This is a genomic window from Serratia sp. CY40230 (assembly GCF_052168835.1).
Classification (GTDB): Bacteria; Pseudomonadota; Gammaproteobacteria; order Enterobacterales; family Enterobacteriaceae; genus Serratia; species Serratia nematodiphila.
In genome coordinates this window covers 783509-806104 of the sequence record NZ_JBJNLX010000001.1, presented here as the reverse complement: position 1 = coordinate 806104, position 22596 = coordinate 783509, and the positions used below count along the sequence as shown (strand labels likewise).

The following is a 22596-nucleotide window of genomic DNA, read 5'->3' as shown; positions in this document are numbered from 1 at the left end:
CCGGGATCCACCGGACATCTGGCGTCGGCGCCTTCGGCAGGGGATCACAGCGGCCAGACCGCCTCGCGTACGGCGATCGCTCTGGGCAGCAGCCCGAGGGCGTAGAAGCGGTCGGCGATGCTTTGCTGCTGGCGGATCACCTGCAAATCCATGGCACGGATCTCGTGGCTGCGGCGCGACAGCGCGAGTTCCAGCGAGGCGCTCGCCAGCCCCAGTTCGTTGGAAAGGTGACGAGCGGCTTCTCTCGGCTGCGCGCTGATGTAGCGGCCGGTGTGCTGCAGCGCCTGCATCAATGGCCGCAATAGATCGCCCGAACGCTCGGCGAAGTCGCGGCGCGCCAGGTAGAATTGCTGATTGAGCACCCGCTGGGTGCCGTCGGCGATCACGCGCAGTTCCCCGTTGCGTTGCGCGTCGCTGAGCAGCGGATCCCACATCATCCAGGCGTCCACCGCCTGCAGGTCGGTCGCCGACAGCGGATACTTCGGCGGCGCGTAGACGATACGCACGTCGTTCAACGTCAATCCCTGTTCGTCCAGCATCTGCAGCAATAAATAGTGCACGTTGGAGCCTTTGTTGAGCGCGATGCGTTTGCCGCGCAGATCGGCGGCGCTGCGTATCGGGCTGTCTTGCGACACCACCATCGCCACGCTCTGCGGCGCCGGCGGCTCAAAACCGACGTACACCAGCGCATTGCCCTGTGCCTGGGCGAAGATCGGCGGCACTTCGCCGGTGGTGCCGAAGTCTATCTCATCGCCGTCGAGCGCGTGCAGCAGCTGCGGCCCGGCGGGAAACTCGCTCCACAGCACGCTGATGCGCTGTGTGGCGAAGAGCTGTTCCAGGCTTTGCCGCGCCTTGAGCACCCCGAGGTTGCCGAACTTTTGATAGCCGATGCGCAGTTCGCGTTCGGGCAGCGGCGCTGCGCTGATGGCCGGTGAATGTGAGGGGGCGCCGGCGCTGCGGCGGCGCGGTTTGATCAGACCAAGATGCGCCAAATGGGTGCGCAGGGTATTGCGGCTGACGCCGAGCAACGACGCCGCTTGCAGCTGGTTGCCGCCGCTGCGTTCGAAGGCGTTGCGCACCAGCGCATCCAGCACCCGTTGGTAAAGCTGCGCGCTGTCGCCTTGCAACTGCTGCTGCACAAAGCGATCGATGGCGTCATCGCCGCCGCTGTCGTTATCCGTCAGGCGATGGGTGAGCTGCAGTTGCTGCGGGGCGATCGCCCCCTCCTGGCTCAGCAAGACCGCATTATGCAGCGTGTTCTCCAGCTCGCGCACGTTGCCGGGCCAAGGGTAGTCCAGCAGCGTCTGCTGCGCTTCTGCCGTCAACCGCGGCAGTGGCCGTTCCAGACGGCGGGCGTACAGCGCAAGAAAATGTCTGGCCAGCACCGGAATATCGTCCGGCCGCTGGCGCAAGGGCGGTAAAGTCACCGCCGCCACGTTCAGGCGGTAATAGAGATCTTCACGGAACCGCCGTTGGCGAATCGCGCCGGCCAGATCGACGTGGGTGGCGGCGATGACCCGCACATCGATCTTCAGCGGTTTGCGCGAACCGACGCGGGTGATCTCCCGCTCCTGCAGCACGCGCAGCAGCTTGACCTGCAGCGACAGGTTCAGCTCGCCGATCTCGTCCAGCAGCAGGGTGCCGCCTTCCGCCGCTTCGAACCAGCCCTGATGAGTGCCGACGGCGCCGGTGAAGGCGCCTTTCTCATGGCCGAACAGTTCGGCTTCCGCCAGGCTTTCCGTCAGCGCGCCGCAGTTGACCGCCAGGAAAGGTTGATGGCGGCGCGCGCTGTGGTGGTGCAGATAGCGCGCCACCACTTCTTTGCCGGTGCCGGTTTCACCGACGATCAGCACGGTGGCGTCGGTGGGAGCCAGCCGATCGAGCACGCTTTGCAGAGCGAGCGACGCCGGATCGATCAGCACCGGTTTGTCGGCAGCGAACGGTTGGGGATCGTACATGGGCGTCTCCTGTCTGACGACGATGGGGAAAAAAATCTTATCCCAGCCAATGAGCCGCCGCGAGAGGATAAAAGGCGCACGGTGCTGCATTGGCAACAGCTTTCCGCCGCCGCCTGCTGCCAATGCAGCAGCGTTTTGACGTCGATATCTCATCAATATATTGATATGCATTGGTTTTTTTAAATCTGCAATGTGGCACGCATCCTGCTTTTCTTTTTATAACCAAGCAAAGTTTTTCTATCGATAAATAATGAAAATAGTTATATAGGAAAGGCATAAATGACTGAGTCAGTGAAAGATCGCATCAACGTTTTCTGGTTTCTGCCGACCCACGGCGACGGTCGCTATCTGGGCACGGCGCAGGGCGGGCGCCCGGTGGACCTGCCTTATTTGCAGCAGGTGGCGCTGGCCGCCGACAACCTCGGCTATTACGGCGTGCTGATCCCAACCGGTAAAAGCTGCGAGGATTCCTGGCTGGTGGCGGCGGCGCTGGCGCCGATCACCCGCCGGTTGCGCTACCTGGTGGCGGTGCGCCCCGGCCTGCAGCCGCCGAGCCTGGCGGCGCGCATGGCGGCGACGCTGGATCGGCTGTCGGACGGACGCCTGCTGATCAACGTGGTGACCGGCGGCGATCCGGTGGAAAACAAAGGGGATGGCATCTTCCTCAGCCATGCCGAACGCTATGAGGTGACACAGGAATTTCTCACGGTGTATCAACGGCTGTTGCAAGGGGAGAAGGTGGATTTCAGCGGTAAGCATATTCGCGTCGAAGGCGCCGAATTGCTGTTCCCGCCGGTGCAGGAAAACGGCCCGCCGCTCTATTTCGGCGGCTCATCGTCGGAAGCGCTCGACATCGCCGCCGGGCAGATCGACACCTACCTGACCTGGGGTGAGCCGCTGGCTCAGGTGGCGGAAAAGCTGGCGGCGGTGCGCCAGCGCGCCGAGCGGCAGGGGCGTAAACTCAGCTATGGCATTCGCCTGCACGTTATTGTGCGCGAAACTGAAGACGAAGCCTGGGCGGCGGCCGAGCGACTGATTGCGCATCTGGATGACGACACCATCGCGGCGGCGCAGCAGATCTTTGCGCGCATGGACTCCACCGGCCAGCGCCGCATGAGCGAACTGCACGGCGGTTCGCGCGAGAGTCTGCGCATCGGCCCCAACCTGTGGGCCGGCGTCGGCCTGGTGCGCGGCGGCGCCGGCACCGCGTTGGTGGGCAATCCGCAGCAGGTGGCGGCGCGCATACGCGAGTATCAGGCGCTGGGCATCGACAATTTCATCCTTTCCGGCTATCCGCATCTGGAAGAGGCCCACCGCTTCGCCGAGCTGGTGATGCCGCTGCTGCCGCTGGCGCAGTCGGCTCATCAGACGGCTCGCACGATCAATACCGGCCCGTTTGGCGAAACCATCGGCGGCGATCGTCGTCCCGGCCCGGCGCAGCGGGAGGGCTGATGGCGAAGCGTGCCCATATTATCGTTATCGGCGGCGGTTTCACCGGCGCGGCGCTGGCGATCCAGCTGGCGCGCGGAGCGGTGGATGTCACGGTGATCGAACCGCGCGCCGCGCCGGGCTATGGCGTGGCGTATTCGACCACCGAGCCGACTCACCGCATCAACGTCCCGGCCGATAGGATGCAGCTGGCGGATGAACCGGCGGGGGATTTTGACCGCTGGTTCCGCGAGGGCGGCGGGCTGGCGGCCGATCCGCAGGCGTTGTGGCGCGACGGTAAAGCCTATCCGCAGCGCGGCGCCTTCGGCCGCTATGTCGAGGAACGTTTTCATCAGGCGGCGCAGTCGGGCCAGGCCCGCTTGCGGCACCTGCGCGATCGGGCGCAGCACCTGCAGCCGCAGGCGCAGGGCGCGTCCGTCATCACCGCCGGCGGCGAACGGCTGTGGGGCGATTATGTGGTGTTGGCGACCAGCCATCCGCCGCCCGCGCTGCCGCGGCAGATCGCCCCGGAACTGGCGCGCGACGCGCGTTTGATCGCCAATCCCTGGGTGGAGGGGGCGCTGGATGAGATTGAACCCGATGAATCGTTGGCGATCGTCGGCAGCGGGCTGACGATGGCCGATGCGGTGGCGGCGTTGCACCGCCGCGGGCATCGCGGGCCGATTACCGCGCTCTCTCGTCACGGCTTGCTGCCGCGTGCCAATGCCGAAGGGGAGTACCCGACGTGGTCGTTTACCCCGCCATCCGGACTGCGTGACGGGGTGCGGCAGGTGCGCCTTGAGGTGGCGCGCGCCGCTCGGCAACGGGTGCCGTGGCAGGCAGTGTTGGACGCGGTGCGCGCCCAGGGCCAGCGCCTGTGGCAAGCGTTGACGCTGACCGAACAGCAGCGCTTTCTGCGGCATCTGCGCGCCTATTGGGACGTGCACCGCTATCGCCTTGCGCCGCAGGTGAGCACGCTGCTGATGGAGCAACAGGCAGCGGGCACGCTGCAGGTATTGGCCGCTCGTCTGCGGCGGGCGGAACCCACGCCGCAGGGCGTGCGCTTGACGATTCTGCCGCGCCAGGGCGCAGAGCGGGCGCTGCAGGCGCAGCGGTTGCTGATCGCTACGGGGCCGGCTCATGCCGGCCTGATCGCCGCCAGCCCGTTGCTCAGTTCGCTGGCGGAGCAGGGGGCGCTGCGCGCCGATCCGCAGGGATTGGGGCTGTGGGTCAATGCCGACAGCCAGGCGATCGGCGGCGACGGCCTTGCCAACCCGCGCCTGCTGGTGGCCGGCCCGGCGGCGCGCGGCCGCTTCGGCGAACTGATGGGGCTGCCGCAGGTGGCGGAACACGCCCAAAGCGTCGCGCAATACCTGCTGGCGCGATGTCCGGCTGCAAACTGATCGTCCATTCCCGTTTTTAACACCCTAAGACCCCCCATCCGGCCCGGCTCCGTCCGTGGCCGGCAGATAATTGTGGAGCTCGCTATGTCATCGCAACGTGAAATTCGTCTTAACGCTTTTGATATGAACTGCGTCGGCCATCAGTCGCCGGGGCTGTGGGCGCACCCGCGCGACCGTTCCTGGCAGTATAAGGATCTCGAATATTGGACCGATCTGGCGCGCCTGCTGGAACGCGGCAAGTTCGATGGATTGTTTATCGCCGACGTGCTGGGGATTTACGACGTGCTTAACGGCAGCGGCGACGCGGCGATCCGCCAGGCGACGCAGGTGCCGGTTAACGATCCGCTGGCGCTGGTGACACCGATGGCGCTGGTTACCGAACATCTCGGCTTCGGGCTGACCGCCTCGCTGTCATTCGAGCACCCTTATCCTTTCGCCCGCAGATTGTCGACGCTTGATCACCTGACCAAGGGGCGCATCGGTTGGAATATCGTCACCTCTTACCTGGAGAGCGGCGCGCGCAATATTGGCCACCGGGCGCAGACCGATCACGATGCGCGCTACGACTACGCCGATGAATACCTGCAGGTGGTTTACAAGCTGCTGGAGGGCAGTTGGGAAGACGGCGCGATTTTGCGCGATCGTCAGCGGCGCATCTTCAGCGATCCGGCGAAAATTCATCCGATCAACCACAAGGGCGAGTTCTTCCAGGTGCCGGGCATTCACCTGAGCGAGCCTTCGCCGCAGCGCACGCCGGTGCTGTATCAGGCCGGCGCTTCCAGCCGCGGCAAGCAGTTTGCCGCGGAGCACGCCGAATGCGTGTTTGTCGCCTCTCCTTCGAAAACATTGCTGAAAAAAACCGTGGCCGATATCCGCCGCCGTGCCGCCGAGGCCGGGCGCGATCCGCGCAGCATCCTGATCTTCAACCTGCAGACGGTGATCGTCGGTGAAACGGACCGACAGGCGCAGGAAAAATGGCGGGAATACAAATCCTATACCAGCTACGAAGGCGCGCTGGCGCTGGTGTCCGGCTGGACCGGCATCGATTTCGGCCAGTATCAGCCGGATCAGGTGCTGAAGCATCTGCACACCAATGCCATTCAGTCGGCGGTGGAAACTTTCTCCAGCGCCGATCCCAGCCGTGAATGGACAGTACAGGGCATCGCCGAATGGGTCGGCATCGGCGGTTTCGGCCCGCTGTTGGTGGGCGGCCCGCAAACCGTGGCCGACGAACTGCAGGCGTGGGTGGAGGAAACGGATGTTGACGGTTTCAATCTGGCCTACGCCGTTACCCATGAAACCTTCACCGACGTGGTGGAACTGCTGATCCCCGAGCTGCAAAAACGCGGAGCGTACAAGCGCGACTACACGGCGGGCACTCTGCGAGAAAAATTGTTCAATCAGGGGCCGCGCCTGGCGGAGCCGCACCCGGCGGTGGGCTACCGCTGGCCGGCCGGCGCGTCCTTGGCCGATGCACTGAGCGTCAAGTGAGGATGCGATGATAGAGATTGAGGAGTTGCACAAGGCTTACCGCGCGCCGGACGGGCGCCGGATTGAGGTGCTGAAGGGCGTTTCGCTGCGGGTGCCGGCCGGATCGATTACCGCCGTGGTCGGCCCCAGCGGGGCGGGCAAATCGACGCTGGCGAAATGCATCAGCCTGCTGGAGCGGCCGAGCAGCGGCAGTATCCGGGTGAACGGCCAGGACTTGTCGCGGCTTGCGGGCGAGGCGCTGCGCAGGGAGCGGCGGGCGATAGGCACGGTGTTCCAGTCTTCCGCGCTGCTGCAGCGCAAAACCGCCTGGCAGAATGTAGCGCTGCCGTTGACCTATCTGGGCGTGGTGCCGCGCGATATCGACAAGCGGGTAAAGAGCCTGCTGGCGGCGGTGGGGCTGGCGGACAAGGCGGCGTTTTACCCGGCGCAGCTGTCCGGCGGCCAGCGCCAAAGGGTCGGCATCGCCCGCGCGCTGGCGCTGAATCCGTCGGTGCTGCTGGCGGATGAGGCCACCTCCGGGCTGGATCCGGACGCCACCGGGGCCATTCTCAGCCTGCTTAAACAGCTGCGCGATCGGTATGGCCTGTCGATCATCCTGATCACCCACGAGATGGATGCGGTGCGCGACGCCGCCGACGCGGTGGCCGAGATCCGCGACGGCGTGATTGTGCAGCAAGGGCCGGTGCGCGAGCTGTTGGCAGCGCCCGATTCCTCGCTGGGCCGCCGGCTGTTCCCGCTGAAGACGCTGGCGTCCGACGCCGCGTTGCGGCTGCAGGTAACCTACTGCGCCCGTCAGCCGGCGGCCACCGACTGGATCAGCCGCATCAGCCGCCAACTCGACCTGCAGATCGATCTGTTGGGCGGCCACGTTGAAGTGGTGGGCGGCAGCCTGGCCGGGCGGTTGGAGATTGCGGTGCGTTTTGGCGGCGGTTCGCGTTCGGTGGCTGAACTGCAGGACGAGCTGCGGCGGTTGGGCATTCTCGCCGAGGTGCTGGAACAGCCGGCGGCGTTGAAGGAGGCGGTATGAAAAATCTGTCTGACAGCGTGATGAGCCAGGACACACCCTGGCGCGAGATCCATCTGTTGATGCTGCCGGCCTACGGCGAAACCTGGCTGATGGTCGGCATCGTGATGCTGTTTGTGGTGGCGATTGGCGGCGCCGTCGGCGTGGTGTTGTTCAACACCTCATCGCGCGGCTTGTTTCCGCGCCCGGCGCTGAATCGCGCGCTGAGCTGGTTGGTGAACATGGGCCGTTCGCTGCCGTTTCTGGTGCTGATGGCGGCGATTATTCCGTTCACCTTCTGGTTGACCGGCACCACCATCGGCATTCCGGCAGCGGTGATCCCGATGATCGTCGCCGGCATTCCGTTCTTCGGCCGGCTGGTGGAGAACGCGCTGCGTGAACTGCCGCCGGAGGTGACGGCGGTGGGGCTGGTGTCCGGCGGTTCGATCTGGCAGATAGTCACCCGCGCGCAGCTCAGCGAGGCGCTGCCGGCGATCGTCGCCGCCATCACGCTGAACGTCATCTCGATGATCGAGTATTCGGCCATCGCCGGCACCATTGGCGCGGGCGGCATCGGCTATCTGGCGGTGGTGTACGGCTACCAGCGTTTCGACAATCACATCATGATCGCCACCATTGTGGTGCTGATCGCCACGATCCAACTGATTCAGTTTATTGGTGACCGCCTGGTCGCCGCGTTGCGTCATCATCAGGAAACCCTTTAATCATGCCTAATCACGATTTTGAGATAGTGAAGAAGAAACGCTGGCCGTGGCCGGTGGGTATCGCGGCGGTGGCGATTATCGCCGCCGCGGTTTGGCACTTCAGCGCCCGCCAGCAGCAGACGGTGCAGTTCGGCAGCACGCTGAAAGTGCACTTTGAGCCGGCGATGGCCGGAGAGCAGCGGGTGATCGAGTACGTCGGCGAGCATATCGCGCCGGATTACGGCCTCAGGCTGGAGGCGGTTGGCCTGCAGGATCCGGTGCAGGCCGATCGTGCGGTGGCGCAGGGGCAGTACGCCGCCACGATCTACCAGCACCAGTGGTGGCTAAAGCAGGTGGTGGAGGCCAACGGTTTTAAGCTGACCCCGACGCTGCCGGTGTTTCAGTGGGCGTTCGGCATCTATTCCGACCGCTATACGTCGATCGCCGAGTTGCCGGACGGCGCGGAGATCGTGGTGCCCAACGACGGCGCCAATCAGGGGCAGGCGTTGTGGCTGCTGCAGCGCATTGGACTGATCGGGCTGGATCCGGCGATCGAGGCGCGCACCGCCAGGCTGAAAGACATTCGCGAGAACAAACGCCATTTTAACTTCAAGGAGCTGGATTTGCTGACCATGCCGCGCGCGCTGAATTCGGTAGATGCGGCCATTGGCTATGTGTCGCAGTTCGACGCCGGCAAGGTGCCGCGTGAGAAGGGCATCTTGTTCCCACCGGCGCCGAAGACCTTCGCTTCGCAGCTGGTGATTGGCACGCCCTATCTGCAGGACGAAAATATTCGCAAGCTGCAGCGGGCGTTTGCCGATCCCAGGTTGCAGGCGTGGCTGAAAAACACCGACGACCCGCTGGTGAAAGGCGTGCTGGTGCCGGTCTCGGCAGAATAATCCCCGCCCGAAATGGCCGTGATAAAGGCCGGATTAACGCGTGTTAATCCGGCGCTTCTGTTACGCTGTAACTGAGTTTAATTTATTGATATTAATGATATTTATAGAATAATTTGTTGTTTGTCGGCGTAATTTTTTCACCCTATAAACGAGGTGTCACCTGCCAATTACAACGAGGAAGCTATGAGTACCTTAAATATCGATACCGCGCCGCCGTTATCTGCGCCCATCGGCTCCGCCAGCGATGTGGCGCGTTTGATTAACCAACGCAGCGAGAAAAATACCCATGCGCGCATGATCGTGCTGTTGGCGCTGGGCGGTGTTTTTCTCGATGCCTATGATCTGACCACGCTGTCTTACGGCATCGATGACGTGGTGCGTGAATTCAGCCTCAGCCCGCTGCTGACCGGGGTGGTAACTTCTTCGATCATGGTCGGGACCATTCTTGGCAACCTGGTCGGCGGCTGGTTGACCGACAAGTACGGCCGCTATCAGGTGTTTATGGCCGATATGCTGTTTTTTGTGGTTTCCGCCATCGCCGCCGGGCTGGCGCCCAACGTCTGGGTGCTGATCGGCGCGCGCTTTTTGATGGGTATCGGCGTCGGCATCGATTTGCCGGTGGCGATGGCCTATCTGGCCGAATTCTCCAAATTCTCCGGCAAGGCCAACAAGGCGTCGCGCCTGGCGGCCTGGTGCCCGATGTGGTACGCCGCTTCGTCGATGTGTTTTCTGATCATCTTTGCGCTCTATTTTCTGTTGCCGGCCGAACATGCGAACTGGCTGTGGCGCGCCTCGTTGATTTTCGGCGCGGTGCCGGCGCTGCTGATCATCATGGTGCGCAGTAAGTTTATGAACGAGTCGCCGCTGTGGGCCGCTAACCAGGGCGATTTGAAAGAGGCGGCGCGCATCCTGCGCGAGTCATACGGCATCGCCGCCCATGAGGCGGAACCTGACGCCGCCCAACCGGCGGCGGCGAAGGTCAGCTTCCGCGTGCTGTTCCGCAAGCCGTACCGCGAGCGCACTCTGGTCTCCTGCGTGATGAACGTTTGCATTTCCTTTGAATACACCGCCATCGCCTTCTTTCTGCCGTCGATTCTGGCGCAGTTTCTCGGCGCCGGGGTGTTTGAAACCCTCTCCGCCTCGCTCGGGCTGAACGTGCTGTTCGCCTTTACCGGTGGCCTGCTCGGCATGCGTCTGGCATGGAAGTATCCTTCGCGCCACGTGGCGATCGCCGGATTTGCGCTGCAGTTTATCGCGCTGATTGCCCTGGCGTTGATCGGGCATCCACAGGCGGCGTTCGGCGTTGGGCTGGCGATCCTGATGTTGGGCCTATGGCTGTTCGCCGAAGGCTTCGGCCCCGGCGCGCAGATGATGATTTACCCGGCGCTCTCTTACCCGACGGCGATCCGCGCCACCGGCGTCGGTTTCGGCCGTTCGCTGTCCGGTATCGGCAGCGCGCTGGCGCTGTTTATTCTGCCGATTTTGCAGGCGCGCTTCGGCACCGACATGTTTTGGATTGTTTCACTGGCGGCGGCGATCCCCATCGTCTTCCTGCTGATCATTCGCTTCGAACCGACGGCGCACGATATCGACGATCTGGCCGATCGCGCTTAACCACAGAGGACACTGACATGACGCAACACCTGTTATCCACCGGAGCAGACTACGCACAGCTGGCCGCGCGTTTTCGGCCGATCTTCGCCGAAATCGCCGCTGGGGCGGTGGAGCGCGAGCTGTCGCGCACGCTGCCGCATGAACCGATCCGTTGGCTGAAAGAGGCGGGGTTCGGCAGGGTGCGCATCCCGCGTGAAAAGGGCGGCGACGGCGCTTCGTTGCCGCAGCTGTTCGAACTGCTGGCCGAACTGGCGGAGGCGGACTCTAACCTGCCGCAGGCGCTGCGGGCGCATTTCGCCTTCGTGGAAGATCGGCTGAACGCGCCGGACGGACCGGAGCGCGATCGCTGGTTCGAACGCTTTCTCGACGGCGAGCTGGTCGGCAGCGGTTGGACCGAGATCGGCGGCGTGAAGCTGGGGCAGGTTAATACCCGGGTAACGCCGCAGGCCGACGGCTGGTCGCTCAACGGCGAGAAATTTTACAGCACCGGCAGTCTGTTTGCCGATTGGATCGACGTGTATGCCGAGCGCAGCGACAGCGGCGGCCCGGTGATCGCTTTGGTGAACGTCGCCCAGCCGGGCGTAGAGCGCGACGACGACTGGGACGGATTTGGCCAGCGCACTACCGGCAGCGGCACCACGCGTTTTATTGATGCGCAGGTCGAGCAGGCGCACGTCTATGACTTTGCCGAGCGCTTCCGCTACCAAACTGCGTTCTATCAGCATGTGTTGCTGGCGACGCTGGCGGGGATCGGCCGCGCGGTGCTGCGAGACGTCGGCGAGGGCGTGAGGCAACGTAAAAGGATCTATAGCCACGGCAACGCCGGTTGGGTGAAGGACGACGTGCAGATCCAGCAGGTGGTGGGGCAAATCAGCGCCTGGGCCTATGCGGTCGAGGCGACGGTGCTAAAAGCGACTTCCTCGCTGCAGCAGGCTTACGAGGCGCATCGATCCGGCGATGAAGCGCTGCTGCAGGCGCTTAACGTGACGGCGGAGCTGGACGCGGCCAGGGCGCAGGTCATCGCCGGGGAGTGGGTGCAGCGCGCCGCCGGTGAATTGTTCAATGCGCTCGGCGCTTCAGATACCCGTACCGGCAAGGCGTTGGATCGCCACTGGCGCAATGCGCGCACGCTCTCTTCACATAATCCGGTGATCTACAAGGCGCGCAATATCGGTGACTGGGAAATTAACCGCCATACGCCGACCTTTATCTGGCAAATCGGCAGTGGCGGTTGAGGCCGTGGCTATTCCGTCCAAACCTGCGTGCTGCGCGGGCTGTCCATCTGATAATCCGAGTAGGGGCGGGTGAAGAACTCGCGCCCCAACTCGCGGGCGGCCCGCAGCGGGTTGCGCGGATCGCGGGCGATCTCGCCGCGCTGGTTGCCGGCGCCGTGCACCAGCCCGACGAAGGCGGAATGGGTGTAGCGGCTGAACTCCTGGATCTGATGCACGATGCCCAGCGCCGCGCCGGGATAAGTTTCTTCCGACGCCACCGCCAGCCCGATGCGTTTGCCGCTCATGCGTTGGTGCACCTGTTCCGCCTGAGGGTAGGCGTTGGAATAGAAGCTGAACGAGCGATCGAAAAAGGCCTTGGTTTGCGCCGACATGCCGTACCAGTAAATCGGCGTGCAAAATACCGCGCCGTCGGCCGGCAGGAAGTGCTCCAGGAACAGCTCGGCGTAGCGATCGGCCGGCGGCGGCGTATGGCGTTCATCGCTCAGGAAACCGCTCAGGTAATCGTCGAGAAAATGCAGGCTGGCGGAAGTGCCGGCTTCGGCGGCGCCCGCCATGATCGCCTGCGCCAGCGTGGCGCTGTTGCCGTCGCGGCGCGGACTGCCGACCAGCACCACCAGGCGCTTGGATTGATGAGCTGTATTCATGTCATGCTCCTTGGTGTGAAGTGAACTCAGCCTTAATCTAGAAGCGAATGTATGCAGGCGACAAATGACGGTTTTTCTGCCAGGATGAATTCAACTCATCCCAAGAGGCTTCGCCATGTTCGCTACGCTGCCCGTCAACGCGTTACGCACCTTTGAATCCGCCGCTCGCCTGCGCAGCTTCAAGCTGGCGGCGGCCGAGCTGGCGGTGACGCCGACGGCGATTTCGCACCAGATCAAGGCGCTGGAACAGCAGCTGGGTTTTGCGCTGTTCGAGCGGGTGCCGCGCGGCGTGCGGCTGACGGCGAAGGGCGAAACGCTGTTTGCCGGAGTGCACGGCGCGCTGCTGGACGTCGCCGCCACGCTTGAGGGCCTGCGGCCGCAGCCCAGCAGCGGCTCGCTATGCGTCTCGGTCACGCACTCGTTCGCGGCGCTGTGGCTGGTGCCGCGCCTGGGGCGTTTCTACCAGGCGCATCCGCACTATCTGGTGCGCCTGGAGGCCTGCGCCGAGGTGATCGACCTGCAGCAGGACGCCAGCGTGGATGTGGCGGTGCGCTACAGCCGCGCGCATTATCCCGCGCTGCATCAGGCGGCGCGGCTGGAGGAAAGCTTTGGCGTCTACGCCGCGCCGGGGCTGGCCGCCGCTCCGCCGGAAAACCCGGTGCTGATCACCGTCAAGTGGGGGGATTCGGCGCTGTACGACAGCGGCTGGCATGACTGGTGCCGGGCCGCCGGCGTGGACTGGTGGCAGCGCCATGCGGCGATGCGCAGCTATCACGAGGAGCATTACGCCCTGCAGGCGGCGGTGGCCGGGCAGGGATGGGTGCTCGCCAGCTCGGTGATGGTGTCCGAGATGGTGGACAACGGTCTGTTGGTGGCGTACCGGCCGGAGGTGCGCGTACCGGGCGCCGCATACAGCGTGCTGTGCGCCCCGGGGCGCGAGCGGCATCCGCCGGTCAGGGCGTTTCTGGCCTGGCTGCAGCAGGAATTGCCGCAGGACAATGGCACGAAATAAAAGTTTTACCGTCCTAAGCTGTGGGAATATCAGCGAACTTTTGTTTTTACTTCACTGCGAGAACCTATCATGAGCCAGCCAAGAATCTCCGATTACCCGATTGACGCGCAATTTATCGAGCGCTGGTCGCCGCGCGCGATGACCAACGACGCCATCGACGATCAAACGCTGCTGAGCTTCTTTGAAGCGGCGCGCTGGTCGCCTTCGGCCTACAACATTCAGCCGTGGCGCTTTGCCTACAGCAAGCACGGCTCCGACAGCTGGGAGAACTACCTGGAGTTCCTGATCGACTTCAACCGCGGCTGGGCGCAACACGCCTCGGCGCTGGTGGTGATCGTCTCCAAAACCACCAGCCTGAACGGCGAGCGACTGGTGGACAACCCGACCCATGCGTTCGACACCGGCGCGGCCTGGGCCAACCTGGCGCATCAGGCGCACCTGAAAGGCTGGCTGACCCACTGCATGAGCGGCATTCACCACGATAAGATCAAAGCGGCGTTGCAACTGCCGGACGACTATGCGGTGCACGCTATGGTGGCGATCGGCAAGCCGGGCGACAAAGCCCGCCTGCCGGATTTCCTGCAGGAGAAAGAAGCGCCGTCGGGCCGTCTGCCGCTCGGCAAGACCGTCAGCGAAGGGCTGAATTTCACGCTGTGATTGCCCGCTTTCTCGCAGGCCCGCTTGGCGGGCCTTTTTTATGCGGCGAGTAAAACTTTGGGAGTATGTTCGCGTTCGCTCATTCGTTGTATATTTTGTTATATAGCGATTGTGCGGTGAGGAGGAACCCGTGGGAGATCATTTTGGCAAAGGGTTGTTGGCGGGGTTAAAGGTGGAGAAACTGAAGCCGGAGGCGGAGCTGTCGCGCTTTTGCTCCGACTACAAGCGCGGTTTCGTGCTCGGCTATGCGCACCATTTGGCGCAGCGCTGCGGCGACGAGAACCGGGCGGCGTTCGAGGCCGGGCAGCTCAGCCGCGCCTATGGCCTCGGTCGCGAGCCGATGAGCGAGTTCTTCTCCGGCGGCGACAGCCGGTTGGCGGAGAAGTTTTTCCACGCCGGCTATAACCAGCCGACGCAGGGGTAGCGCCGGCGAGCCGTCAGGCGGCGCTCAGCACCGCCACCATATACACGCATGCCTCATCGCTTTGGTTTTCAAAGCGGCAGTCCGCCGGTGGGCCTAGCTCCAGGCAGTCGCCTTCGGCCATTTCATGGCGCGCCTCACCCTCAAGAAAGACCAGCTCGCCGGATAAAACCCAGATCAGCTGACGCTTGAAGGCATACACCGAAGCCGGCATCGGGATCGCTGCGCCGGCCGGCAGTTCGATGCGCACCAGATCGAGCGGCAGATCGGTGCGCGGCGACACGTGGCGCCGCACGTAGCCGCTCTCAGGATCGACCCAGACCGGTTGATCTTCCCGGCGCAGCAGCCGGCCTTCCTGCGTTTCCGCGCGGGCGATCAGCTTGGACATGCTGAGGCCGAACGCCCCCGCCAGTCTGCCCAACAGCATCGCCGTCGGGCTGCTCTCGCCGCGCTCGATCTTATGCACCATCGCCCGCGATACGCCCGCCCGTTCGGCCAAATCGGACAGCGACCAGTGGCGCGCCTCGCGTTCAATGCGAATGCGCGCGCCGATCAGCTGATTTAGATTGTCTAATTTAATATTCATATCGTAGTATTATAGTGGACAATTGGCCGGGGTAAACCATGATTATACGAAATGCGACGCTCAACGATAGCGCGGCGATTGCCGCTATCTATAACGACGCGGTGTTGAACAGCACCGCCATCTGGAATGAACAAACCGTGGATGCGGCCAACCGCGCAGCGTGGATCGGCGAGCGGCAGGCGGCGGGCTACCCGGTGCTGGTGGCGGTGAACGCCGCGGACGAGGCGATCGGCTACGCGTCGTTCGGCGACTGGCGCGCCTGGGATGGTTATCGCCATACCGTGGAACATTCGGTGTATGTCCATCAGGCGCATCGTGGCGCAGGGATTGGCAAGGTGTTGCTGCTGGCGCTGATCGCACGGGCGCGGGAAATCGGCAAGCACGTGATGGTGGCCGGCATCGAATCCGGCAATCAGGCCTCGATTAAGCTGCATCTGGCGCTGGGGTTTCGCGACGTGGGGCGCATGGAACAAGTGGGCGCCAAATTCGGCCAATGGCTGGATCTGACGTTCCTGCAGCTGAGGCTCGACGAGCGGGCGACGCCGCCCGCGCGCTGATCCCGGGAGACAGGGCGATGAATATGCTGTTACTGCTGATCGCGGCGGGAATGGGGCTGGTGGTGCAGAATCTGCTGATGGTGCGCATTACCGAAAGCGTTTCGACCATCCTCATTACGCTGGTGATCAACTCCAGCGTCGGTTTGTTGTTGCTGATGGGGTTGCTGCTGGCCAAAAACGGCCTCGGCGCGGTGGCGGAAGTGACCGGCGCCGCCAGGTGGTGGATGCTGTTGCCGGGGCTGTTGGGAGCGCTGTTCGTGTTCGCCGGCATTCTGGGTTACCAGAAGCTGGGGGCGGCAGCCACCATCTCGATCCTGGTCGCCAGCCAGCTGTGCATGGGGCTGTTGGCGGACGTCTACCGCGCCGGCCCGGCGGCGCTGCGCGAGAATCTGCCGGCGCTGTTCGGCGCCTTATTGCTGGTAGCGGGCGCCTATCTGGTGGCGAAACGCAGCTTTTGAGCGCGCCGTTTGCTGGCCGTTTGCTGCCGGCCTTGAGTGACGTTGCCTATTGTCGGGGGAGATTACTCCCCCGATAACAATCTAGTAAACATAGTCATACTTTATTTCTGCAACGTGGTCGTAGACATTATCTCTGTTTTTTTTCTCGTCTTTAATTAAAATTGAAATGTTTTGCTGAGCATTAATGCATCGTCCAAACTTATCCCAACTTTTACAGGTGGTTATGGTCGTTTCTGTGGTGAAGGACTTCATCACTTCTTTGCTGGTTAACTCTCTATCGTCGTTATCATAAGTAAAATCTCCGGTTGTTGGGCCTGATAGTGTTCTTATTAAACGGTTTTTAGCGTCATAACTATAAACGGTGTTGCCACTGTCATTTCCCAGTGTGCTCACCCGGCTTGAACCGGAGAGCCTGCCTGCCTCATCTGTTGAGAATGTGGTTATCGCTTTGCCGGATTGTTGATTTTTTCCGGCAGAAATATCGGATGTGTCTTCAGAACGGATTATTTTTCCATTGCTGTCTGTCAGGAATGAACCGCTCATTTTTTGTGTGATCAGTTCCGATTGGGCATTGCCATGTTCAATCATCGACATCTTGAAGGTCATGTTGTAATCCCAATTCTTATGATTTTTATCTATGGCACCATTGAGCTGGGTTAGCAAGACATTGTTATTAATCCGGGACCTGATGGTTTTATTACTGCGTGAGCTTAACAATGCGCCGCATTCATCGAACTCCATCTGCGTATCAGCCTTTATATAATCATCTTTGCTTTCTATATGCATGCTGACTTTTTTAGGGATTTTCCTGGCTGAAGAGTCTTGCGTCAATATCATGTTATTGAAAGCATTAATGGAAGTGAGATGTTCAGGGCAGACCTTTTCATTTGCATAGACATTACACGAATAAATAATTGGCAGGCATAAACACAATAATTTTTTCACAGCGAACACTCCATGTAATAGCGCATTATCGGTCAATAATTATACCTAAGCCCGGTATCTGGCTGCAACGCTCAACCCGTGATGCAAGCAGGGAACGGGGAAAAATACGGTTATGGCGAGAAATTATTGTTCGGGCCGGATATTTAGCGCTGTCGGCTCAGGGTATTGACGGATAAAACCATTCTACCCGCAGGTGAGGGTTTCGCGTTTTTTGTGGATGGGGTGACGCTGAGACGGGAGGGCAGCGGTACAGATGCAAAAAGCCCGCTCGGGTTTCCCTGAGCGGGCTTCTCTAAATATGGCTCCTCTGACTGGACTCGAACCAGTGACATACGGATTAACAGTCCGCCGTTCTACCGACTGAACTACAGAGGAATCGTTGGAACGGGGCGAATAATAGCGGGGTGGTTGCGGCTTGTAAAGCGTGAAAACGCCCGATGCGTTCGTTTGCTGCAAGATTGCCCAACCTGCTGCTTTTTCTCGCTTTTGTCGCTTATCCCGCGTGCAGCGTCGCCGAATTGCCCGTTGATCGGCGCCGTTGCCTGCCGATGGTGCAACGGTTGCCCTGCGCGGTGGCGCGCGCCGCCCGGCGAACGGCCATTTACCGCCTTGTACCCCGCTTCCACGGCCGTTTACCGACTCTGGCCTGGATCTTGCTGTGATTGCATGACCGGATTTCGGCATTCTCAATTTAGCGGCTCGCTGGAGGCACTATGAATTTCAGACGTCTGAAGTACTTCGTGAAAATCGTCGATATCGGCAGCCTGACCCAGGCGGCGGAGGTGTTGCACATCGCCCAACCGGCGCTCAGCCAGCAGTTGGCGACGCTGGAAGGGGAACTGAAGCAACAGCTGCTGATCCGCACCAAGCGCGGGGTGCAGCCGACCGAGGCCGGCAACATTCTGTATGCCCACGCGCAGACCATTCTGCGCCAGTGCGAGCAGGCGCAGAGCGCGGTCAACAGCGCCGGGCAGGCGATGAGCGGCCAGGTGTCGCTCGGGCTGGCGTCGGGCAGCACCGCGGCGCAGTTGGCGCTGCCGCTGTTGCAGACCCTGCGCGATCAGCAGCCGGGCATCCTGCTCAGCCTGCATGAAAACGGCGGCGCGGCGTTGGCCGGGCAGGTGGCTAACCAGATGCTGGACATGGCGATGGTCTACGGCGCCAAAATGCCCGCCGGGCTGCACGCCATCGCATTGATGCGGGAAGATCTTTATCTGGTGGCGACGCGCGCGGTGCCGCATCCCGGCAACAGTGTCGAGCTGCTGGACGTGGCGCGGCTGAACCTGTTCCTGCCGCGCGAGGGCGATGCGGTGCGCAACCAGCTGGAGGAGGCGATGGCGCTGCGCAAGCTGGCTGCCAACGTGGTGGGGGAGATCGAATCCTCAGGCGCGCTGAGCGCCGCGATCGCCAGCGGGCTGGGGGCGACCGTGCTGCCGGAATCGGTGGCGCGCGCGATGATCGGCCCGGCCAAGGCCTGGATGGCGCGCATCAATGCGCCGACGATGTCGGTGCCGCTGTCATTGTGCATGTCCAGCCAACAGGGGCTGTCCGCCCCGGCGCTGCTGGTGAAAGACCTGTTGCTGTCGATCGCCGGCGGCCGCAGCCAGGAGAAGCGCGCACTGGCGCTGGTGCGTTGAGGAAAAAACGGCCCGCCGCAGCGGGCCTGAGCACCGTTAGCGGAACGGCGGTTCGTTGAAGGTGCGCAGCTTGCGCGAGTGCAGGCGATCGCCCTCGGCGCGCAACAAATCGATGGCGCAGATGCCGATCTGCAGGTGCTCGGAGATCGCCCCTTCGTAGAAGCGATTGGCCTGGCCCGGCAGTTTGATCTCGCCGTGCAGCGGTTTGTCGGAGACGCACAGCAGCGTGCCGTACGGCACCCGGAAGCGATAACCCTGAGCGGCGATGGTGGCGCTCTCCATGTCGACCGCTACCGCGCGGCTGAGGTTGAAGCGGCGCGCCGAAGCGGAATAGCGCAGCTCCCAGTTGCGATCGTCGGTGGTGACGACGGTGCCGGTGCGCAAACGCTGTTTGACCTCTTCACCGGGCATGCCGCTGACCATCTTGGTGGCGTCATACAGGGCGCGCTGCACCTCGGCGATGCTCGGGATCGGGATATCCGGCGGTAGCACCGCATCCAGCACGTGATCGTCGCGCAGATAGGCGTGGGCCAGCACGTAATCGCCGATCTTCTGGCTTTCGCGCAGGCCGCCGCAGTGGCCGATCATCAGCCAGGCGCTCGGGCGCAGCACCGCCAGGTGATCGCAGATGGTTTTGGCGTTGGACGGGCCGACGCCGATGTTGATCAGCGTGATGCCCTGGCCGGTGCGCGAGATCAGGTGATAGGCCGGCATCTGGTGGTTTTTCCACGCCAGATCGGACACCGCCTGCTCCGGGGCGCTGGTTTCCGGCGTGATGTAGGTGCCGCCGGCGCTGGAGAGCGCGATGTACGGGCTGGCCGGATCGGCGATCTGGGCGCAGGCCCAGCGCACGAACTCGTCCACATAGCGGGTGTAGTTGGTGAACAGCACAAACGGTTGAAAATGTTCCACCGGCGTGCCGGTGTAGTGCCGCAGACGCGCCAGCGAGAAATCCGCGCGCAGCGCATCGAAATGCGACAGCGGGAAATGGTTGTCGGTGGCGTGGTACAGGCCGTCGGCGGTCTCGTCACCGATCTGCGCCAGCTCGGTGGTGGGGAAATGCTGCGCGATGCCGGCGCTCATTGAGCGATCGAGCGCCAGGCTGGAACCGTCGATGACATAAGGGAACGGGATCTCCTGCTGCGACGGCGCCACTTCGATATGGGCGGCGTAATCGTGTTCCAGCATCGCCAGCTGTTCGGCCAGATAGTGGCGGAACAGCTGCGGCCGGGTCACGGTGGTGCTGTAGCTGCCGGGATGGGTAAAGCGGCCGAAGGCGCGGGTTTTGCTCGGGCCGGATTGCTGCCCGTCCCAGCTGACGCGCAGTTCGGGATACACGAACAGCCCGGCGGCGCGCGCCTGCGGGTCCGGCAGCGTGCCGTGGCTGATAAAGTCACTGACCGCCTGCCGCAGCGCGTCTACCGCGGCGTCATACAGGGCTTCCAGTTGATCGAGTGCCTGATCGGCGCTGAGGCCGCTGCGAGGTGGGGCATAGCTCATACTTTCTCCTTGGATGTCCCGGCTCTGTGGCGGGGTTGCGGCGTTTTACCGTCACAGGTTAGCCGAAGAAGGGCGTAAAAGCTTGGTCGAAATGACGGGCGCGGCAAAGAAAATACCGCGCCCGTGAAGGCGAGGGATCAGGAGGCGGGAGCGGCCGCTTCGACCTTCAGCGACACCAGGCCGATGCCCAGCTTCTTCGGCGTGAAGCCGCCGCTGGCGCTCTCTTTTGGCTCGGTCGGCGCCGGCGGAGTAATGCTGATCTTCTGCACGCCGCGCGGGTTGTCGAAGCGCAGGGTGACGGTGCTGTCCTGTTCACCGAGCGACACGAAGCGCTCTTCGTCGCCGACGCGCACCGAAATCGGTTCGCCGACGTTGTTGCCGTAGGCGCGGGCGCGCAGCACCAGATCGAAGCGCTTCGGCAGCGGATCGACGTAATCGATGTCGACCGCCGGCGCCAGATTGGCGTCGGACCAGCGGCCCCATTCCTCGACGGCGGAGACGCCGGTGATGGCTTTCACCTGTTCCGGCATGCCGGGCAGCATGAACTCGATGGTGTCCGCCCGGTATTTCACCGCCGCGTCGTCCACCTGCAGGCGGGCGACGGCGTTTTGATAATCGGCGACGCTGTCCGCCGCCGGGCCGGTGAAGTTCACCTTGCCGTTGAAGCGTTCGCCGCTGGCCTGCGCGATCTGCGGCGGCGAGGCCAGGGTGCCCGAAGCCACGCAGATGTCGGTGCTCAGCGCCAGCTGCGGCGCCCAGACCCGGCCGATCTCGTAGCATTTATCGACCCAGACGAATTTCTCCCCCGCCCCCATCCCGGCCAGCTGCTTGCGCAGCGGGGTGGAGAGGTAGACGTTGAACATCGGTTCGATGCGGTTGTCGCCCACCCGCAGGATGAACGGCACCTTGTAGGTGACGCCGGAGAAGCTGAAGCTGCGTTGGCGCGTATCCACGCTGTAGTCGCTGATGCGGTTCGGCAGGCCCCACTGATTGATCACCGCCGGTTTCCAGCCGTTGATCTTCTCTTCGATATTCAGGAACACCGTAGACAGCGACGGCGCCGACAGGCTGCTGCGGCCAAGGCCGATGTAGTTGTCGCCGCCCATCACGTCCAGCACCGTGGCGCCGTTGTCCAGCGTGCTGCGTTTCTCGTTGCGCTGTTCCGCCAGCGGCCGGGTGCCGTCGATGATGAAGAAGAGGTTGCGGCGCTTCTGTTTGGTCAGGATATCGTAGGCGGTGTTGTTCATCGCCAGATGATCGGAGGACACCACGATCACGGTATTGCTGAAATAGGGCGAGCGTTTGATCTTGTCGATCAGCGCGGCGATGTGTTGCTGGCTGCAGGCTACCGCGCTCAGCGAGCGGTTTTCCTTGTTCTGCCAGGCGTAGCTTTTCTTGCTGCAGCCGGCAGAGATAAAGCCGTCCGGGTGATGGGTATCGACGGTCAGGGTGAACAGCGAGAACGGTTGGCGCTGTTTGGACAGCTCGACGAACTTGCCGTACACCACGTCCAGCACGCTGTCGTCGTACCAGCCCCAGTCGTTTTTGTAGCTCGGATCGGCGACCTGATCGCGCAGCTCTTTGAAGCCGTAAACGTGGTCGAAGCCGTGGGATTTCAGGAAGGTGTCTTTACCGGCGAACGCCAGCTCGGCGCCCTGATAGAAATAGTTGCTGTAGCCGGCGGCCTTCAGCACGTCGCCCAGGCAGACGTTCTCCGGGTAGAAGGTGGAGACCGCGCTGGAGGCGTTGCCGTCGAAGGGCGCGAACAGCGGAATGCCGCACTGCGAGGCGACCATGCCGGCGATGGTGTAGCCGGTGCCCGGCAATTGCTGGGTATTGCTGAAATCGATGCTGTCCGTGCGCAGGGCGTTCAGCTCGTCGGTCAGGCCGGGAAACAGCTCGGTATCGAAGTAGGTGCGCTCCAGACTCTCGGCATAGATGTACACCAGGTTCGGCCGCTTGCCCTGTACGGTCTTTTTCGGCGCCTTGTAGTAGGTGGTGAAATCGGCGGTATCGCCGACGATCTGGCTCTTGACCAGCAGCGAGATGTCCTGAAACGCCGGGGTGGTGCCGACCGAAAACAGCGCCAGCAGCACGGCGACGACGCTGTAGGCCACGCTGCTGCCTTTGGCCTTGCGGCGCAGCAGGCTGCGGGCCAACACCGCGAAGATAAGCCCCAACGCCGCCAGCAGGCCGATAAACGGCAGCACATATTTGCTGATGCCCGCGCCTTTGAGGCTGCTGGTGACGGTGTAGATCACCGCATCGGTGATGCCGTCGCCGGTGAAGTAGTTGCTGGCGATCAGGATGACGTTCAGCACCAGATAGCTGCCGAGCAGCGTCAGCAGAATGGCGAACCACCAGCGGTTGGCGGCGGCCCGGGTGCGATAAATCAAAATCGACGCCAAAAAGAGAACAAACGAAACGACTGCTAAAACCATCCG

The 22596-nt window shown here is 62.7% G+C and carries 20 protein-coding genes and 1 tRNA gene; 14 read left to right on the top strand and 7 right to left on the bottom strand.

Going from position 1 to position 22596, the window contains the following annotated elements:
- Positions 1-44: 44 nt before the first annotated feature.
- Entirely contained in the window at positions 45-1958 is a 1914-nt protein-coding gene (locus tag ACJ8IJ_RS03815; RefSeq protein ID WP_286093432.1) for a sigma-54-dependent Fis family transcriptional regulator, read from the bottom strand.
- Between the two features lie 279 nt (positions 1959-2237).
- On the opposite strand from ACJ8IJ_RS03815, the gene ssuD reads away from it, so the two are divergent.
- The 8 genes from ssuD to ACJ8IJ_RS03775 all read left to right on the top strand — a co-directional run bounded on the left by ssuD (position 2238) and on the right by ACJ8IJ_RS03775 (position 11735).
- Positions 2238-3410, top strand: coding sequence for an FMNH2-dependent alkanesulfonate monooxygenase (ssuD, locus tag ACJ8IJ_RS03810; protein WP_004940843.1), 1173 nt, complete (start codon positions 2238-2240; stop codon positions 3408-3410).
- Positions 3410-4789 (top strand): FAD/NAD(P)-binding protein, encoded by a 1380-nt coding sequence (locus ACJ8IJ_RS03805; RefSeq protein ID WP_442518272.1) that lies wholly within the window; start codon positions 3410-3412, stop codon positions 4787-4789. The genes ssuD and ACJ8IJ_RS03805 overlap by 1 nt, the downstream gene beginning before the upstream one ends.
- Before the next feature lie 84 nt (positions 4790-4873).
- Entirely contained in the window at positions 4874-6280 is a 1407-nt protein-coding gene (locus ACJ8IJ_RS03800; protein WP_004940847.1) for an LLM class flavin-dependent oxidoreductase, read from the top strand.
- A gap of 7 nt (positions 6281-6287) precedes the next feature.
- Entirely contained in the window at positions 6288-7307 is a 1020-nt protein-coding gene (locus ACJ8IJ_RS03795; protein WP_021505840.1) for a methionine ABC transporter ATP-binding protein, read from the top strand.
- Positions 7304-8008, top strand: coding sequence for a methionine ABC transporter permease (locus ACJ8IJ_RS03790; protein WP_425326760.1), 705 nt, complete (start codon positions 7304-7306; stop codon positions 8006-8008). The genes ACJ8IJ_RS03795 and ACJ8IJ_RS03790 overlap by 4 nt, the downstream gene beginning before the upstream one ends.
- Before the next feature lie 2 nt (positions 8009-8010).
- Positions 8011-8886, top strand: coding sequence for a MetQ/NlpA family ABC transporter substrate-binding protein (locus ACJ8IJ_RS03785; protein WP_015378417.1), 876 nt, complete (start codon positions 8011-8013; stop codon positions 8884-8886).
- A gap of 183 nt (positions 8887-9069) precedes the next feature.
- Entirely contained in the window at positions 9070-10500 is a 1431-nt protein-coding gene (locus ACJ8IJ_RS03780; protein ID WP_286093429.1) for an MFS transporter, read from the top strand.
- Positions 10501-10517: 17 nt separating this feature from the next.
- A complete protein-coding gene (locus ACJ8IJ_RS03775) occupies positions 10518-11735 on the top strand; it encodes an acyl-CoA dehydrogenase family protein (RefSeq protein WP_015378415.1) in 1218 nt (405 codons plus the stop codon).
- An 8-nt stretch (positions 11736-11743) separates the two neighbouring features.
- Here the strand turns inward: ACJ8IJ_RS03775 and ACJ8IJ_RS03770 are convergent, their stop codons facing one another.
- On the bottom strand, positions 11744-12379 hold the full coding sequence (locus ACJ8IJ_RS03770) for a flavodoxin family protein (protein WP_033632636.1): 636 nt from the start codon (positions 12377-12379) through the stop codon (positions 11744-11746).
- A 115-nt stretch (positions 12380-12494) separates the two neighbouring features.
- Between ACJ8IJ_RS03770 and ACJ8IJ_RS03765 the strand changes: the two genes are divergently transcribed.
- The 3 genes from ACJ8IJ_RS03765 to ACJ8IJ_RS03755 all read left to right on the top strand — a co-directional run bounded on the left by ACJ8IJ_RS03765 (position 12495) and on the right by ACJ8IJ_RS03755 (position 14472).
- Complete coding sequence (locus ACJ8IJ_RS03765) at positions 12495-13391, top strand: LysR substrate-binding domain-containing protein (RefSeq protein ID WP_015378413.1); 897 nt, start codon at positions 12495-12497, stop codon at positions 13389-13391.
- Positions 13392-13460: 69 nt separating this feature from the next.
- Positions 13461-14048: a nitroreductase family protein gene (locus ACJ8IJ_RS03760; RefSeq protein WP_015378412.1), complete on the top strand. Its 588-nt coding sequence runs from the start codon at positions 13461-13463 to the stop codon at positions 14046-14048.
- A 130-nt stretch (positions 14049-14178) separates the two neighbouring features.
- On the top strand, positions 14179-14472 hold the full coding sequence (locus tag ACJ8IJ_RS03755) for a DUF2623 family protein (RefSeq protein ID WP_172574815.1): 294 nt from the start codon (positions 14179-14181) through the stop codon (positions 14470-14472).
- A gap of 13 nt (positions 14473-14485) precedes the next feature.
- Here ACJ8IJ_RS03755 and ACJ8IJ_RS03750 read toward each other — a convergent pair whose 3' ends face one another.
- Positions 14486-15055, bottom strand: a complete 570-nt coding sequence (locus tag ACJ8IJ_RS03750) for a helix-turn-helix domain-containing protein (RefSeq protein WP_197753311.1) — start codon at positions 15053-15055, stop codon at positions 14486-14488.
- A gap of 38 nt (positions 15056-15093) precedes the next feature.
- On the opposite strand from ACJ8IJ_RS03750, the gene ACJ8IJ_RS03745 reads away from it, so the two are divergent.
- Both ACJ8IJ_RS03745 and ACJ8IJ_RS03740 read left to right on the top strand, forming a co-directional pair.
- Entirely contained in the window at positions 15094-15612 is a 519-nt protein-coding gene (locus ACJ8IJ_RS03745) for a GNAT family N-acetyltransferase (RefSeq protein WP_442518271.1), read from the top strand.
- A 17-nt stretch (positions 15613-15629) separates the two neighbouring features.
- Positions 15630-16070 carry a DMT family transporter gene (locus ACJ8IJ_RS03740; protein WP_442518270.1) on the top strand — a complete coding sequence of 147 codons (441 nt, stop codon included), beginning with the start codon at positions 15630-15632 and terminating at the stop codon, positions 16068-16070.
- An 81-nt stretch (positions 16071-16151) separates the two neighbouring features.
- Here the strand turns inward: ACJ8IJ_RS03740 and ACJ8IJ_RS03735 are convergent, their stop codons facing one another.
- Positions 16152-17015, bottom strand: coding sequence for a hypothetical protein (locus ACJ8IJ_RS03735; RefSeq protein WP_241766752.1), 864 nt, complete (start codon positions 17013-17015; stop codon positions 16152-16154).
- A 299-nt stretch (positions 17016-17314) separates the two neighbouring features.
- Positions 17315-17390 (bottom strand) — tRNA-Asn (locus tag ACJ8IJ_RS03730).
- Between the two features lie 338 nt (positions 17391-17728).
- Between ACJ8IJ_RS03730 and nac the strand changes: the two genes are divergently transcribed.
- Entirely contained in the window at positions 17729-18652 is a 924-nt protein-coding gene (gene nac, locus ACJ8IJ_RS03725; RefSeq protein WP_004935471.1) for a nitrogen assimilation transcriptional regulator NAC, read from the top strand.
- Positions 18653-18688: 36 nt separating this feature from the next.
- On the opposite strand, the gene ACJ8IJ_RS03720 is transcribed toward nac, so the two are convergent.
- Both ACJ8IJ_RS03720 and opgB read right to left on the bottom strand, forming a co-directional pair.
- On the bottom strand, positions 18689-20152 hold the full coding sequence (locus ACJ8IJ_RS03720; protein WP_049188250.1) for an AMP nucleosidase: 1464 nt from the start codon (positions 20150-20152) through the stop codon (positions 18689-18691).
- A 137-nt stretch (positions 20153-20289) separates the two neighbouring features.
- Positions 20290-22593 carry a phosphatidylglycerol--membrane-oligosaccharide glycerophosphotransferase gene (gene opgB / locus ACJ8IJ_RS03715; RefSeq protein WP_442518269.1) on the bottom strand — a complete coding sequence of 768 codons (2304 nt, stop codon included), beginning with the start codon at positions 22591-22593 and terminating at the stop codon, positions 20290-20292.
- Positions 22594-22596: the final 3 nt, after the last annotated feature.